Source organism: Streptomyces sp. NPDC046465, assembly GCF_040646035.1.
Taxonomy (GTDB): Bacteria; Actinomycetota; Actinomycetes; order Streptomycetales; family Streptomycetaceae; genus Streptomyces.
Genome location: NZ_JBEYZK010000040.1, coordinates 1 through 14,489, shown reverse-complemented (window position 1 = coordinate 14,489; position 14,489 = coordinate 1). Strand labels below are relative to the sequence as shown.

General features: G+C 68.8%; 13 protein-coding genes, 1 rRNA gene and 1 riboswitch. Of the genes, 2 read left to right on the top strand and 12 right to left on the bottom strand.

The features are described 5' to 3' along the window. Nucleotides 1-62 precede the first annotated feature (62 nt). Nucleotides 63-269: a DUF5999 family protein gene (locus tag ABZ953_RS37165; protein WP_361733549.1), complete on the top strand. Its 207-nt coding sequence runs from the start codon at nucleotides 63-65 to the stop codon at nucleotides 267-269. A gap of 137 nt (nucleotides 270-406) precedes the next feature. Here the strand turns inward: ABZ953_RS37165 and gcvP are convergent, their stop codons facing one another. After that, on the bottom strand, nucleotides 407-3,295 hold the full coding sequence (gene gcvP, locus ABZ953_RS37160; protein WP_361733547.1) for an aminomethyl-transferring glycine dehydrogenase: 2,889 nt from the start codon (nucleotides 3,293-3,295) through the stop codon (nucleotides 407-409). A 187-nt stretch (nucleotides 3,296-3,482) separates the two neighbouring features. Further along, a riboswitch (glycine riboswitch) is annotated at nucleotides 3,483-3,582 on the bottom strand. Between the two features lie 144 nt (nucleotides 3,583-3,726). Between gcvP and ABZ953_RS37155 the strand changes: the two genes are divergently transcribed. Beyond that, nucleotides 3,727-4,104 (top strand): PRC-barrel domain-containing protein, encoded by a 378-nt coding sequence (locus tag ABZ953_RS37155; RefSeq protein WP_361733545.1) that lies wholly within the window; start codon nucleotides 3,727-3,729, stop codon nucleotides 4,102-4,104. 33 nt (nucleotides 4,105-4,137) lie between these two features. On the opposite strand, the gene ABZ953_RS37150 is transcribed toward ABZ953_RS37155, so the two are convergent. The 11 genes from ABZ953_RS37150 to rrf all read right to left on the bottom strand — a co-directional run. Next, a complete protein-coding gene (locus ABZ953_RS37150; protein WP_361733543.1) occupies nucleotides 4,138-5,610 on the bottom strand; it encodes a DNA polymerase IV in 1,473 nt (490 codons plus the stop codon). Between the two features lie 85 nt (nucleotides 5,611-5,695). Continuing rightward, nucleotides 5,696-6,310 carry a MerR family transcriptional regulator gene (locus ABZ953_RS37145; protein WP_361733541.1) on the bottom strand — a complete coding sequence of 205 codons (615 nt, stop codon included), beginning with the start codon at nucleotides 6,308-6,310 and terminating at the stop codon, nucleotides 5,696-5,698. 169 nt (nucleotides 6,311-6,479) lie between these two features. After that, the gene (locus tag ABZ953_RS37140) at nucleotides 6,480-6,953 is read right to left on the bottom strand and encodes a bifunctional nuclease family protein (RefSeq protein ID WP_063795355.1); all 474 of its coding nucleotides are present in this window, start codon (nucleotides 6,951-6,953) and stop codon (nucleotides 6,480-6,482) included. A 75-nt stretch (nucleotides 6,954-7,028) separates the two neighbouring features. Further along, nucleotides 7,029-7,772 (bottom strand): MerR family transcriptional regulator, encoded by a 744-nt coding sequence (locus ABZ953_RS37135; protein WP_361733538.1) that lies wholly within the window; start codon nucleotides 7,770-7,772, stop codon nucleotides 7,029-7,031. A gap of 47 nt (nucleotides 7,773-7,819) precedes the next feature. Beyond that, nucleotides 7,820-8,788, bottom strand: coding sequence for an FHA domain-containing protein (locus ABZ953_RS37130; protein WP_361733597.1), 969 nt, complete (start codon nucleotides 8,786-8,788; stop codon nucleotides 7,820-7,822). A gap of 82 nt (nucleotides 8,789-8,870) precedes the next feature. Beyond that, entirely contained in the window at nucleotides 8,871-9,701 is an 831-nt protein-coding gene (locus tag ABZ953_RS37125; protein ID WP_361733536.1) for a DUF881 domain-containing protein, read from the bottom strand. 5 nt (nucleotides 9,702-9,706) lie between these two features. Then, the gene (locus tag ABZ953_RS37120; protein ID WP_003988855.1) at nucleotides 9,707-10,039 is read right to left on the bottom strand and encodes a small basic family protein; all 333 of its coding nucleotides are present in this window, start codon (nucleotides 10,037-10,039) and stop codon (nucleotides 9,707-9,709) included. Continuing rightward, nucleotides 10,036-10,935, bottom strand: a complete 900-nt coding sequence (locus ABZ953_RS37115) for a DUF881 domain-containing protein (RefSeq protein WP_361733534.1) — start codon at nucleotides 10,933-10,935, stop codon at nucleotides 10,036-10,038. Before ABZ953_RS37115 ends, ABZ953_RS37120 begins: the two co-directional genes overlap by 4 nt. Nucleotides 10,936-11,023: 88 nt before the next feature. Continuing rightward, the gene (locus ABZ953_RS37110) at nucleotides 11,024-13,519 is read right to left on the bottom strand and encodes a mannose-1-phosphate guanyltransferase (RefSeq protein ID WP_361733533.1); all 2,496 of its coding nucleotides are present in this window, start codon (nucleotides 13,517-13,519) and stop codon (nucleotides 11,024-11,026) included. Between the two features lie 113 nt (nucleotides 13,520-13,632). Continuing rightward, a complete protein-coding gene (locus tag ABZ953_RS37105) occupies nucleotides 13,633-14,241 on the bottom strand; it encodes a CDP-alcohol phosphatidyltransferase family protein (RefSeq protein ID WP_361733531.1) in 609 nt (202 codons plus the stop codon). A gap of 154 nt (nucleotides 14,242-14,395) precedes the next feature. Then, a 5S ribosomal RNA gene (gene rrf, locus ABZ953_RS37100) occupies nucleotides 14,396-14,489 on the bottom strand; the annotation flags it as partial.

The window sequence follows — 14,489 nt, the reverse complement described above, 5'->3', positions numbered from 1 at the left end:
ACACCGCATCGAGCCACAGGACCGACGTCACAGCCATCTCATCGCAGCGAAAGAACCCTTCCATGTGCCAGCACCAACCACCGTGCCCGACAGCCGACTCCGCCGACCGGGAAGCCGCGCTCCTCATGGCGAGCCACCCGGAACAGGGCTGGAGCCTGCTGTGCAACGGCGTCCTGCTCTTCGAGGACACCGGTGAGCTGCTGCCGGACGGCCAGATCATCGCCCCACATCGACCGCTGGGCACCGATCACGTCATGACAGCCGCCTGAAGCAGCGCTGGCACAGCCGCACGGACGCAGCACAAAAACGCACCACAAAGACGCACCACAGAAAAGACGAGGGGCCGGCCCGGAGAAAACTCTCCGAACCGGCCCCGCCGCATGCCCGCGCCGTGCGAGCGCGGTGATCAGTCCTCGTACGCATCCAGCGGCGGGCAGGAGCAGACCAGGTTCCGGTCGCCGTACGCCTGGTCAATGCGGCGCACCGGCGGCCAGTACTTGTCCGACGCGACGACACCGGCCGGGAAGACGGCCTCCTCGCGGCTGTACCCGTGCTCCCACTCACCGCTCAGCGCGGCGGCGGTGTGCGGGGCGTTCCGCAGCGGGTTGTCGTCGGCGGCCCACTCGCCGGAGCCGACCTTCTCGATCTCCCGGCGGATCGCGATCATCGCCTCGCAGAACCGGTCGATCTCGCCCAGGTCCTCGCTCTCCGTCGGCTCGATCATCAGCGTCCCGGCGACCGGGAAGGACATGGTCGGCGCGTGGAAGCCGTAGTCGATGAGCCGCTTGGCGATGTCGTCGACGCTGACACCGGTCTCCTTGGAGAGCGGCCGCAGATCGATGATGCACTCGTGCGCGACGAGGTCGCCGGGACCGGTGTAGAGCACCGGGAAGTGCGGCTCGAGCCGCTTGGCGATGTAGTTGGCGGAGAGCACCGCGACCTGGGTGGCCCGCTTGAGCCCCTCGCCGCCCATGAGGCGCACGTACGACCAGGAGATCGGCAGGATGCCGGCGGAGCCCCAGGGCGCCGCGGAGATCGGGCCGACACCGGTCTCGGGACCGGCCGCGGGCTGCAGCGGGTGGTTGGGCAGGTACGGCGCGAGGTGCTCGCGCACACCGACCGGACCGACGCCGGGGCCGCCGCCGCCGTGCGGGATGCAGAAGGTCTTGTGCAGGTTGAGGTGCGAGACGTCGCCGCCGAAGTGGCCCGGCTTGGCAAGACCCACCAGGGCGTTGAGGTTGGCCCCGTCGACGTACACCTGGCCGCCGGCCTCGTGCACCGACGCGCAGATGTCCGCCACGTGCTCCTCGAAGACGCCGTGCGTCGAGGGATAGGTGATCATCAGCACGGCCAGTTCGTCGCGGTGCTTCTCGATCTTGGCGCGCAGGTCCTCGACGTCGATCTCGCCGTCGTCGGCGGTCTTGACGACCACGACCTTCATGCCCGCCATGACGGCGCTCGCGGCGTTCGTGCCGTGCGCGGAGGAGGGGATGAGGCAGACGGTGCGCTGCTCGTCGCCGTTGGCCCGGTGGTATCCGCGTACGGCGAGCAGTCCGGCCAGCTCGCCCTGCGATCCCGCGTTGGGCTGCAGCGAGACCTTGTCGTACCCGGTGACCTCGGCGAGCCGCTCCTCCAGCTCACGGATGAGCGTGAGGTAGCCCTGCGCCTGCTGGGCGGGGGCGAAGGGGTGCAACTGGCCGAACTCGGGCCAGGTGACCGGCTCCATCTCGGTGGTCGCGTTGAGCTTCATGGTGCAGGAGCCCAGCGGGATCATGCCGCGGTCCAGCGCGTAGTCACGGTCGGCGAGCTTGCGCAGGTAGCGCAGCATCGCCGTCTCGGAGCGGTGCTGGTGGAAGACCGGGTGGGCGAGGTAGTCGTCCCCGCGCAGCAGAGCCTCGGGCAGCGTGTCCGCGACGGAGGCGTCGAGCGACTCGACATCGGCCTCGACCCCGAACGCGCCCCACACGGCGGCCAGTTGCGCCCGCGTGGTGGTCTCGTCGCAGGCGAGGGAGACGTGGTCGGCGTCGACCAGGTGGATGTTGACGCCGCCTTCGCGGGCGGCGCGGACCAGCTCCTCGGCCTTGCCCTCGACGCGCACGGTCAGGGTGTCGAAGTACGCGCCGTGGACGACCTCGACGCCACCGGCCGCCAGGCCCGCGGCGAGCAGCGTCGCGTACCGGTGGGTGCGCCGCGCGATGGACTTCAGGCCATCGGGCCCGTGGTAGACGGCGTACATTCCGGCCATGACCGCGAGCAGCACCTGAGCGGTACAGATGTTGCTGGTGGCCTTCTCGCGGCGGATGTGCTGCTCACGGGTCTGCAGCGCGAGCCGGTAGGCCTTGTTGCCGTCGGCGTCGACGGAGACGCCGACCAGCCGCCCCGGCAGGCTGCGGGCGAACTTCTCGCGCACCGCCATGTATCCGGCGTGCGGGCCGCCGAAGCCCATCGGCACGCCGAAGCGCTGCGTGGTGCCGACGGCGATGTCGGCGCCGAGCTCGCCGGGCGAGGTGAGCAGCGTCAGGGCGAGCAGGTCGGCGGCGACGGTGACGACGGCGCCGATCTCGTGCGCCTGGTCGATGAGCGGCTTGATGTCGCGAACTGCACCGGAGGCGCCCGGGTACTGCAGCAGGACGCCCACGACGCCGCGCTCGGCCACCTCGGCGGGAATGCCCTCGCTCAGGTCGGCGACGATCACCTCGACGCCGGTGGGCTCGGCACGAGTCTGAATGACGGCGGTGGTCTGCGGCAGCGTGTCGGCGTCGATCACGAAGGCGCCGTTCTTGACCTTGCCCATGCGCCGCGACAGCGCCATGGCCTCGGCGGCGGCGGTGCCCTCGTCGAGCAGCGAGGCCCCGGAGGTGGGCAGGCCGGTCAGCTCGGCGACCATCGTCTGGAAGTTGAGCAGTGCCTCGAGCCGGCCCTGCGAGATCTCGGGCTGGTACGGGGTGTAGGCGGTGTACCAGGAGGGGTTCTCCATCACGTTCCGCAGGATGACCGGCGGGGTGAACGTCCCGTAGTACCCGAGCCCGATCATGGAGTCGAGGACCTGGTTCCGGTCGGCGAGGGAGCGGAGCTCGGCAAGCACCTCGGCCTCGGAACGGGCACCGGGCAGGTTCAGCGCCTCGGCGTTCTTGATCACATCCGGCACCGCGGCGGCCGTCAGCTCGTCGAGCGAGCCGTATCCGACCTGGGCGAGCATTTTGGCCCGCGCTTCCGCATCGGGCCCTATGTGCCGCTGCTCGAAGGGAATGCCCTGTTCGAGCTCGGAGAGCGGGATGCGATTGGTGGCAGTCATTGCGGAGGCCTCCTGGTCAGCACGACCTGCGAGGGGTACCCCGGCGCGGGTACCCGGACGGCCTCCCCCTCTGTCATCTCAACCTGAGAGCTTCACAGTCCCGTCTCTCGACAGATCTGCTTTCACCGTCGGTGAGGAAGGGTTCGGAACGTGCCCGCCCGACGCCCGCCCTGCTTTCCAGAGTGACCTCGTCCGTGCGGTACGGGTGCCTGAGAGATTCCGGGGAGGATTTGCTCCTTCGGCGCCCCCGGAAAGTGTTTTCCGGAGAGCTCTCCCGCACGGGGTCAGCAGCCAGAAGCCAGCCTACCAGCGAGGACCATGGCCGATCCCTCGAGTGGCCACCTGCCCCGAAGTGCTCTTTCGTAGTGACTACGAACGAATAAGGATGAGTTGCACCCGATTTCGTCAGGCCGCGACCAGCTGGAGGGCCCGTGCAGACCGACATCGATCCGCGCAACCTGATCGGCCGCAAAGCGTTCGACCGAAACGGGACCAAGATCGGCACGATCGACGAGGTGTACCTCGACGACGCCACCGGCGCCCCTGAGTGGGCGGCCATACGCACCGGCCTCTTCAGCCGCGACGCCTTCGTACCGCTGGAGCCGAGCGAGCTGGTCGGGGACGGCACCCTGCGCATTCCCTTCGACCGTGCCCTCATCAGGGACGCCCCGGACTTCGGAGTCGGCCGCCACCTCTCACCCGAGCAGGAACTCCAGCTCTACCACCACTACGGCCTCGACACGACACCACCGCAGCCCCCACCACCCGACCAGAGCTTCGGCCGCATCGCGGGCACAGAGCCTCCCTGACCCGGCCCACCGCCCCCTTTCGGCCATCCCCTCTCAGCCCAGGTCCCCCACCTCCGCGCGAGCCGCACTGGATACCGCCTCGAGCCCCACCTCAGTGGCAGCTCCGCCCGTCTCCTCCGGCGGCTCCGCGGCGACCAGCGGCAACGGCTCGGCCGGTACGAGATCCGGGTCCTCCGTCCGGAACGTCCGCACCCGCCCCGGCGGCGAGTACGGCGTCTCGAAGCGCACCGTCACCCGCCCGAGGCCGCTCCCCTGCACCCACCCGTGCCCGAACTCGGCATGGCGCACGTCGAGACCGGCCGCCCACCGCCGCTCGGCCGGCGCCACCGGCTCCTCGACGCTCTCCACCGCCTGCTCACCCGGCACCGGCTCCCCCTCCGCACCGTCACCGGCCGCCAGGGCCGTCAGCGCCGCCTCCGCCTCGACCTCGGCGGCCTGGGCCTGGGCGAAGAGGTCCTCCTGCGTGTAGTCGGCGAGGCCGGAGACGCCCACGCCGAGGAGCCGCACCCCGCCCGTGGTATCCACGGACTCAAGCAGCCGCGCCGCGGCCTCCCGCACCACCCCGGGGTCGTCCGTGGGCCCGCGCAGCGTCTCGGACCGGGTCAGCGTCGAGAAGTCGAACCGCCGCACCTTCAGCACGATGGTCCGCCCCGAGTGCCCCGCCGCCCGCAGCCGCTGCACACACCGCTCGGCGAGCCGCGCGACCTCACCCCGGACCCGCACCCGGTCGTGGATGTCCACGTCATACGTGTCCTCGACACTGACCGACTTCGTGTCCCGCTCGGCCACCACGGGCCGCTCGTCGTGCGCGAGCGCCATCCCGTACAGCGAGCCCCCGTGCGCCTTCCCGAGCAGCCGTACGAGCTCGTCCTCGCCCGCCTCCGCGATCTCCTCCACCGTGGTGATCCCGGCCCGCCGCAGATGATCCCCCGTGGCCGGACCCACCCCGGGCAGAATGCGCACCGACATGGGCCCGAGCAGCGCCCGCTCCGACCCCGGCGCTATCAGCCTGAGCCCGTCCGGCTTGGCCTCCTCGGAGGCGATCTTGGCCAGCATCTTGGAGACGGCGAGCCCCACCGACCCGGTGAGACCGGTCACCGCCCTGATGTCCGCCCGCAGCCGCTCCCCCACCGCGCGGGCCGTCTCCGCGTCATCGGCGACGCCTCCCGCCTCCAGATCCACGAACGCCTCGTCAAGGCTGAGCGGCTCCACGAGCGGCGACAGCTGCCGCAGCAGCCCCATCACCTGCTCGCTGACCTCGCGATACAGCCCGAAGCGCGGCACGAGATACGCGGCGTTCGGCGCCAGTCGCCGCGCCTGGCCCATGGGCATCGCCGAGTGCACGCCGAAACGACGCGCCTCGTAGGAAGCGGTGGCGACCACGCCCCGCGGCCCCAGGCCGCCGATCACCACGGCTTTCCCGCGCAGACTCGGCTTCGCGGCCTGCTCTGCGGACGCGTAGAAGGCATCCATGTCCAGATGCAGAATCGTCGGCGCGCTTCTCACATCTCTGATGCTCCCCTATGCCACTGACAACGCGGCCTCGGAGGGCCCCGGAGCCTGTGCGCGAAGGGCCCGGTGCGGAAAGCGCCTAGACGGCCTTGTTGCGGCGTCTGGCCAGTTCATCGGCCGGGTTGTTCCCGATCAGCGTCTCGCCGGTGTCGACGCGCTCACCGTGCAGCTGGGACAGCGCGGCCTCGACATCGCGCCAGACGACGCCCACGGCGATCCCGAAGACCCCCTGACCGCCCTGGAGCAGGTCGTGGACCTCGCTGGGCGACGTGCACTCGTAGACCGTCGCGCCATCGCTCATCAGGGTCATCCGCTCCAGGTCCTGGAACCCGCGCCCCCGCAGGTGCTGGACCGTCGTGCGGATGTTCTGGAGCGACACACCGGTGTCGAGGAACCGCTTCACGATCTTCAGGACGACCACGTCGCGGAAGCTGTACAACCGCTGCGTCCCGGAGCCGCCCGCGGCTCGCACACTGGGCTCGACCAGGCCGGTTCGGGCCCAGTAGTCGAGCTGTCGGTAGGTGATGCCCGCGGCCGCGCACGCGGTGGGACCGCGGTAGCCGATCTGCTCGTGCCCGGACGTCGCGTCCCCGCTCCCCTGGACCGCCATCGGTCGATTCGGAGAGTGATCGGTGGCACCGCCGTGGAGCGGGTAACCACCGTCCACCGCCGTACCGTCGCCGCTGCTGCTCACGCCGACCTCCCTCCTTGACCTGCCTTCTCGACGGTAGGCAGTCGCCAGGGGCTCGTCAACGATCGCCACACTCGGCACGCCGAGTGATAATCACCCTGAGAGTGGTTTCCCGTACCGCAGTGCGGGGAAAGGCTAGCCGAATGGTCCGACGCGGGCCGCGGGAAGCGGCTCACTGGCTGTTGGTACCGAAGTCCTCGGGCGAGATCTGGTCGAGGAACTCGCGGAACTTCTCCACCTCGTCCTCCTGCTCGTCCGGGATCGCGATGCCGGCGTCGTCGAGGACACCGTCGCTGCCGAAGATCGGCGTCCCGGTGCGCAGCGCCAGCGCTATGGCGTCGGACGGCCGCGCGCTCACCTCGACACCGCTGGCGAAGACCAGCTCCGCGTAGAAGACCCCTTCCCGCAGATCGGTGATGCGCACTTCGGAGAGCTCCTGGCCCACCGCTTCCAGCACGTCCTTGAACAGGTCGTGGGTCAGCGGCCGTGCGGGTGCCATGCCCTGCTGTGCAAAGGCGATGGCGGTCGCCTCACCTGGTCCGATCCAGATGGGGAGGTACCGGTCGCCTCCCACTTCACGCAGGAGCACGATCGGCTGGTTGGAGGGCATTTCGACCCGGACACCTACGACGTCGAGCTCGTTCACACAGCAACCCTAGGACGTGGCTGGCAGGTTTGGGTAGTCGGGCACCCGCCGAGTAGCGGCCGGGCGTGCTCCGAGTCAGGGAAGTCTGACCCCGAGCGCCGTCTGCACGAGCGCCGAATGGAGCCTGCCCGTGAGGCCCGCGAGCTCTTTGGTACGGGCCTCGGCATGGGCCCTGGTCTGCGGATTGCGGTGCCGCCGCAGCGGCGCGACCACCTGGTCGACGAGCCCGGCCTCCCGCTCGGCGGCGGCCTTCATCACCCGCAGATGCCGTGGCTCGATACCGAATCGGCCGAGTTCGACGACGAGCGTGGCGACCGTGACGGCCTCCGCGTCGTATCCGCCATCCGGCAGCGGCGCGACCAGCCCATAGGCTTCCCACTCGCCGAGCTGCACCTCGTCGATCTCCGCGGCGGCCAGGAGCTCGTCACGGCCCACACGGGCCGCCGTCGGCCCCTCGGCCTCGTCCTGGCCCTGCGCGTCGCCGCCGTCCCGCTGACGCCCCAGAGACGGCATCGGAGGCCGCTCGCCGCGCTCAAGCGCGTCGAGGTGCTCCCGGATGACCTTGAGCGGCAGATAGTGGTCCCGCTGCATCCGCAGGACGTGACCGAGCCGCTCGACGTCCGCAGGGCTGAACTTCCGGTACCCGGACGGGGTCCGCTGCGGCTCGATGAGCCCCTCGGACTCCAGAAATCGGATCTTGGAGATCGTGACCTCGGGAAATTCATCCCGCAGTTCGTTCAGCACGGTGCCGATACTCATCAGCCGACGGTCCGCGACGGCGGTGCCGATGTCGGCACCGCCCCTCGGTGTTTGAAGCATGGGCCTTCCCTGGGGGTCGTCCCCCCGGACGGCGCCTGGGGGGAGGGTCAGAGGCCGACGGCCCGCTGGCTCGCGTAGAAGACCAGGCGGTACTTGCCGATCTGCACCTCGTCGCCGTTCGAAAGCGCGACCGAATCGATGCGCTCACGGTTGACGTACGTGCCGTTGAGGCTGCCCACGTCCGCGACAGTGAAGGAACCGTCCTGGACGCGACGGAACTCCACGTGGCGACGCGACACCGTCACGTCGTCAAGGAAGATGTCGCTCTGCGGGTGCCGCCCCGCAGTGGTCAGCTCGCCGTCGAGCAGGAAACGACTGCCCGAGTTCGGACCGCGGCGCACGACGAGCAGCGCGGAACCGAGCGGCAGCGCGTCCACGGCCGCCTGCGCCTCCGGAGAGAGCGCGGGAGACTGGGTCTGCCCCGTCGTCTCGGCGTCGTAGGCCTCCAGGCCCGAGATGGAGATCGTCGAGGTGGTCTCGGACGGACGCTCCGGCGCGGCTCCGGCCCGCAGCGGCGCACCGCAGTTGGAGCAGAACCGGCTCGCCTCGGCGTTGCGGTTCCCGCACCTCGTACACACCAGGGCCATGGACGGGTCCTCCTGCCGTGGCTGCCCCGCGGGGGCATTCGATGCGTACGGGCCGGAGGTGAACCCTCCACCCGTACCTGAGGTTGAAGGTTCCCCGAAACCTATGCGGCCGGGACCGGCAGGGTCAACAGATGACGCGCCCTGTCCGCCCGAAATGTCACCACCTGGACCAGCGACCTGATCGCGGAACATCGGGCGCTCCGCGCCCTGCTCCTCGGCGTCTCCATGGCGCGGAGCACGGTGCCGGGCAGTGGCCGGATTGCCGCTGTCCTCTCGTGCGCTCTTGCCGAACAACTTCGCAAACAACTTCACGGGCGATTCCCCTTGACCGAAACAGACCCGCCCGTGGGGCAGGACGAACCCTGATTGCACACACCGGCATTCATCGGTGAGCCAGACATCCTCACAACGTCCGTGACCACCAAACAGTTTCCACCACGCACCACGCTTACGGTGCGCCGACCCCCCGCAACCTCATGCCCTCGCCTCGCGGCCCCCATGCGTCCGCCCCTCACTCGGAGGACGACCGAGCGTAGTCAGGCCGCTTCGCAGGTCGCAAGGCGTTCACAATGATCTTCTCCGAGCGTTCCACGGTCACCGTGGCCTGCTCCTTCTCCAGAGTCTGCACCACGCCTCCCGGAATGTTCAGCGCAGGTTCGAGATCCTGCGGCTTGCCGATCACCTTGAAGAGGTACGGCTCACCGACCTTGTGCCCGTCCACCCGTACGCCACCGCCGCCGGCGTCCGCCAGATAAGTGTTGGCCACGACGCGTACGTCATTGATCTGGATCGCCTCGGCGCCGGCGGCGCGCAGCTCCTGAATGGCGTCGAGCAGCATGTCCGCCTCGATCGCCCCCTTCTTGTCCTCGATGGTCAGGGTGATGCCGGGCCCCTGGGCCGCCACCGTGCCTGCCAGGATGCCGAGTTGCCTCTCCCGCTCGACCGTCTGCTTGCGCGCCTCTTCGGCCTGGTCCGAGCTGTTCTCCAGCCCGGTCCTCTGGTCCTCGAGGCGTCGCTTCTCTTCTTCCAGACGCTGAGTTCGGTCATCCAGTTCATCGAGGATGCGTACGAGATCTTCTTGTCTCGCACCGCGCAGTGCGCTGCTGTCGTTGTTGGACCGCACCTGAATGGCCAGGCCGAGGCCGAGCACGAACAGCAGCAGGGCGACGATGAGTTGGGGCCGGGTCACCCGCGGCGGCCACAAACCCTGCGCCAGCCGCTGACGACCGGTGAGCTGCGGCTTCTTTCCGGGCTCCGCCGACGCGGGCGTCTCGGGCACGCTGGGGACCTCCGCGGGGAGCTCCCTGTGCCGGTCGTACTCGGGCCTTTCGTCGGAACTCATCGGCGTCACGCCCTGAAGACATGCCGACGGATCGCGGCGGCGTTGGAGAAGATCCGGATACCGAGGACCACGACGACGCCGGTGGACAGCTGCGCCCCGACGCCCAGCTTGTCCCCCAGGAACACGATCAGCGCGGCCACCACCACGTTGGACAGGAACGACACGACGAACACCTTGTCGTCGAAGATGCCGTCGAGCATGGCCCGCAGCCCGCCGAACACGGCGTCGAGAGCCGCCACGACGGCAATCGGGAGGTACGGCTCGACCACCGCCGGAACCTCGGGCCGAACCAACAATCCGGCCACGACTCCCACGACGAGGCCCAGTACGGCGATCACGATGTGCCCTTTCCTGCCTTCGGCTCTGCTGTACGTACGGTCACGCTCGGCGCTGCCGGCAGCCGGAGCTCGTCCGACACGGAGATGCTGGTCCGGATGCCGAAGTTCTCCTGCAGAGCATGCAGGTACTGACCGTCGCGGCTGTTCTGGAACCGGGTGCTCAAGCGCTTCGCGTCCCCGACCGCGAGCACCGTATACGGCGGCACCAGCGGTCTGTTGTCGACCAGTATCGCGTCACCCGCGGCTCTGATCGCCGACAGTGCGGTGAGTCGCTGGTCGTTGATGGAGATCGCTTCGGCGCCCGACTGCCACAGGCCGTTGACGACGCGCTGCATGTCGCGGTCGCGCACCCGCCCGGTGTCGGAGAAACCAGCGCTCTCGCGGGGCCCGCCGCCGCCCTGCTCGGCTTGCTTCTTGTCGTCGACCACGAGCTTCACACCGGGTCCGTGCACTTCCGTCGCCCCGGAGAGGAGACCCATCAACTCGCCCTGGCTGCCGCCGTGCTTCTTCAACGCGGCCTGCTGCCGGTCGCCCACGTCGTCGCGGATCTCGTCCACGTCGTCCTCGAGCTTGTCGGCCCCCGCGGTCGCGTCCTCGACGCGGTCGATCAGCTCTTCGCGCTCCTTGGCCACCACCGGAGCCTCTATCCGCGCCTGCGCGGCACCCACGGTGACCACGAGGGCGGCGAGCACGAGCCCGGCCGCGAGCCCCAGTTTGGCCCGCAGCGGACGAGGGACACCACCGTCCCCCCGAGCCTTCTTCCGGGCCGCCGCCTCCACGTATCCCTCGTCCAGGCTGTGGTCCATGACGGTGGTGAGCAGCGACATGGACGCGTCCGGGCGCCGAGGGCGCGAGGGGGTGCTCCGAACGGGGGGCTGCTGCGGCATGCCGCACATCGTCGCACGTCGCGGGCGCTACCTCCGAATGGCCCCACCGGCGCGCCGGGCAGCACCTGTTGCGGGTGCTGCCCGACGCCGGAACAGGTCAGCGACCTGCGCTGTCCACCACCGTGGACCACTCGTCGAGCAGCGCCTGGGCGGACGCGTCGTCGGGCCCCTCGGCCCACAGATGAGTGACAGCCTCGGCGGGGTCGGGCAGCACGAGGACCCAGCGCCCGTCGGTCTCCACCACCCGCACACCGTCGGTCGTGTCCACGGACCGCTCCCCGGCCGCTTCCACCACGCGCCGCATCACCAGGCCCTTGACGGCCCACGGAGTCGCGAGATCACGCCGCAACACGTGCGCACGCGGAATACGCGCGTCGATCTGGCTCAGGGTGAGCTGGGTACGCGCGACGAGACCGATGAGCCGCACGAACGCGGCAGTTCCGTCGAAGACGCCGCTGAACTCGGGGATGATGACACCGCCCCGCCCGTCACCGCCGAAGATGGTCGAGTCCTCACGGCCCACCCTCGTCAGATCGTCCGGCGACGTGGTCGTCCAGTCCACCTGAGTGCCGTGGTACGCCGCGACCTGCTCGGCGATGCGCGTCGTCGTCACCGGCAGCGCCACCCGCCCGCTCCGCCGCTCGGCGGCGACGAGATCGAGCATCACCAACAGGGCCCGGTCGTCCTCGACGATCCGCCCCTTCTCGTCCACGAGCGACAGCCGTTCGCCTACGGGGTCGAACCGCACCCCGAAGGCGGCCCGCGCGGACGCCACGATCTCCCCGAGCCGCACGAGCCCGGACCGGCGGGCGTCCGCGGTCTCCGTGGGCCGCGACTCGTCGAGCCCGGGGTTGATGGTCAGCGCGTCCACCCCGAGCTTCCCGAGAAGGCTCGGCAGTACGAGTCCCGCGCTTCCGTTGGACGCGTCGACGACGACCTTGAGGCCCGCCTCGGCGACGCCTGTGGTGTCCACGTTCCGCAGCAGGGAGCCCGTGTAGGAGTCGAAGACACTGGACGGGAAGTGCAGATCCCCGATCTCGCCGGGGAAGGCCCGCCGGTACTCCTGGCGCGCGTAGACCCGGTCCAGCTTCCGCTGACTGCCCTGCGAGAGGTCCGCGCCCTGCCCGTCGAAGAACATGATGTCGACGGAGTCCGGCACTCCGGGCGTCGTCCGGATCATGATCCCGCCGGCACTGCCGCGCGCGGTCTGCTGCCGCGCCACGGGCAGCGGCACGTTCTCCAGGTCCCGTACGTCCATGGCGCTGGCCTGCAACGCCGAGATCACCGCTCTCTTCAGCGCACGCGCACCCCGCGAGTGGTCACGCGCGGTGGTCACGGTGGACCCCTTCTTCAGGGTCGTCGCATACGCACCCGCCAGGCGTACGGCGAGCTCCGGCGTGATCTCCACATTCAGGATCCCGGACACCCCACGCGCCCCGAAGAGGTGCGCCTGCCCCCGGGACTCCCAGATGACCGACGTATTGACGAAGGCGCCGGCCTCGACCGTCTTGAACGGGTAGACCCGTACGTTGCCCTGCACGATCGATTCTTCGCCGACCAGGCACTCGTCACCGATGACCGCGCCGTCCTCGATGCGCGAGGCACGCATGATGTCGGTGTTCTTGCCGACGACACAGCCGCGCAGATTGCTGTGCTGCCCGATGTAGACGTTGTCGTGCACGACGGCCTTGTGCAGGAAGGCACCGTCCTTCACCACGACGTTCGACCCGATGACGGTGTGCTCACGGATCTCGACGTTCGCCTCGATCTTGGCGTAGTCCCCGACGTACAGCGGCCCGCGCAGTACGGCGTCGGGGTGCACCTCGGCTCCTTCGGCGACCCACACTCCGGGCGAGATCTCGAAGCCGTCGAGCTCGACGTCGACCTTGCCCTCCAGCACGTCGGCCTGCGCCTTGACGTAGCTCTCGTGCGTGCCGACGTCCTCCCAGTAGCCCTCGGCGACATAGCCGTAGACGGGCTTGCCCTCTTTCATGAGCTGCGGGAAGACATCTCCGGACCAGTCGACCGGCACGTCGGCCTCGACGTAGTCGAAGACCTCCGGCTCCATCACGTAGATGCCGGTGTTCACGGTGTCGGAGAAGACCTGCCCCCAGGTCGGCTTCTCAAGGAAGCGCTCGACCTTTCCCTCTTCGTCGACGATGGTGATACCGAATTCCAGCGGGTTGGGTACGCGCGTCAGACAGACGGTGACAAGCGCGCCCTTTTCCTTGTGGAAAGCGATCAGATCACTGAGGTCGAAGTCGGTCAGGGCGTCACCGGAGATCACGAGAAAGGCATCGTCCTTCAGCGCTTCCTCGGCGTTCTTCACGCTGCCGGCGGTGCCGAGCGGTTTCTCCTCATTGGCATAGGTGAGCTCCATCCCAAGCTCTTCGCCGTCGCCGAAGTAGTTCTTGACGAGCGACGCCAAGAACTGCACTGTCACTACGGTCTCGGTGAGCCCGTGCCTCTTCAGCAGGCGCAGCACATGCTCCATGATCGGCCGATTGGCCACAGGAAGGAGCGGCTTGGGCATGCTCGAGGTCATGGGGCGAAGGCGCGTGCCCTCACCGCCGGCCATCACGACGGCCTTCATGTCGGAAACGTCCTCCTCAATAGACGACGAACTGGCCGACTCAGCTCACCGAGGATGGCCCGCATATGTCCCGCGCGGGCCTTCGAGCCTCTACAGCCGCCTAATCGGCAAGCTCAATCGGCCGTGCTGTCCGCCTTGACAAGTCGGCGGACCTGAACCACATAGAGGATCCCTGCCCACCAGTACAGGGTTGTACCCCATCCGGCGAACGCCCATCCGAAAATAGCAGCGGGTGTGGCGATCCAGCCACTTCCATCACTGAGGAGCAGTAGTGGAAAGGCGTACATCAGGTTGAAGGTCGCGGCCTTGCCCAGAAAGTTCACCTGCGGCGGCGGATAGCCGTGCCGCCTGAGGATCCCGACCATCACCAGCAGGACCAGTTCACGCAGCAGCAGCGCCCCGGTCACCCAGAGCGGAAGAATCTCCCGCCACGTCAGACCGACCAGCGTCGAGAGGATATAGAGCCGGTCGGCCGCAGGGTCGAGCAGTCGGCCGAGCTTGCTGATCTGGTTCCAACGGCGCGCGAGCTTGCCGTCGAGGTAGTCACTGATCCCACTGAACGCCAGGACCAGCAGCGCCCAGCCGTCGCTGTTGGGGCCCCCGAACTCAGGCCTGAGGATCAACCACAGGAAGAGGGGCACGCCGGCGAGGCGCGCCATGCTGAGGATGTTCGGGATGGTGAGGACCCGGTCCGTCTGGACGCGAGTCTCCTGGACCTCCACCCGGGGGCCTCCTGTGAGGGAAAGAGTCAATGATGCCCCCTGACCTTACCCTCAGTTGCCGCATGTCCGTGCAGAGGGGTAGTCGGGCAACCGGCACAAAACAAAAAAGCCGTGGTCCCTGGAATTTAATCCAGGGACCACGGCTATAAAAGAAGTTCGGCGGCGTCCTACTCTCCCACAGGGTCCCCCCTGCAGTACCATCGGCGCTGTGAGGCTTAGCTTCCGGGTTCGGAATGTAACCGGGCGTT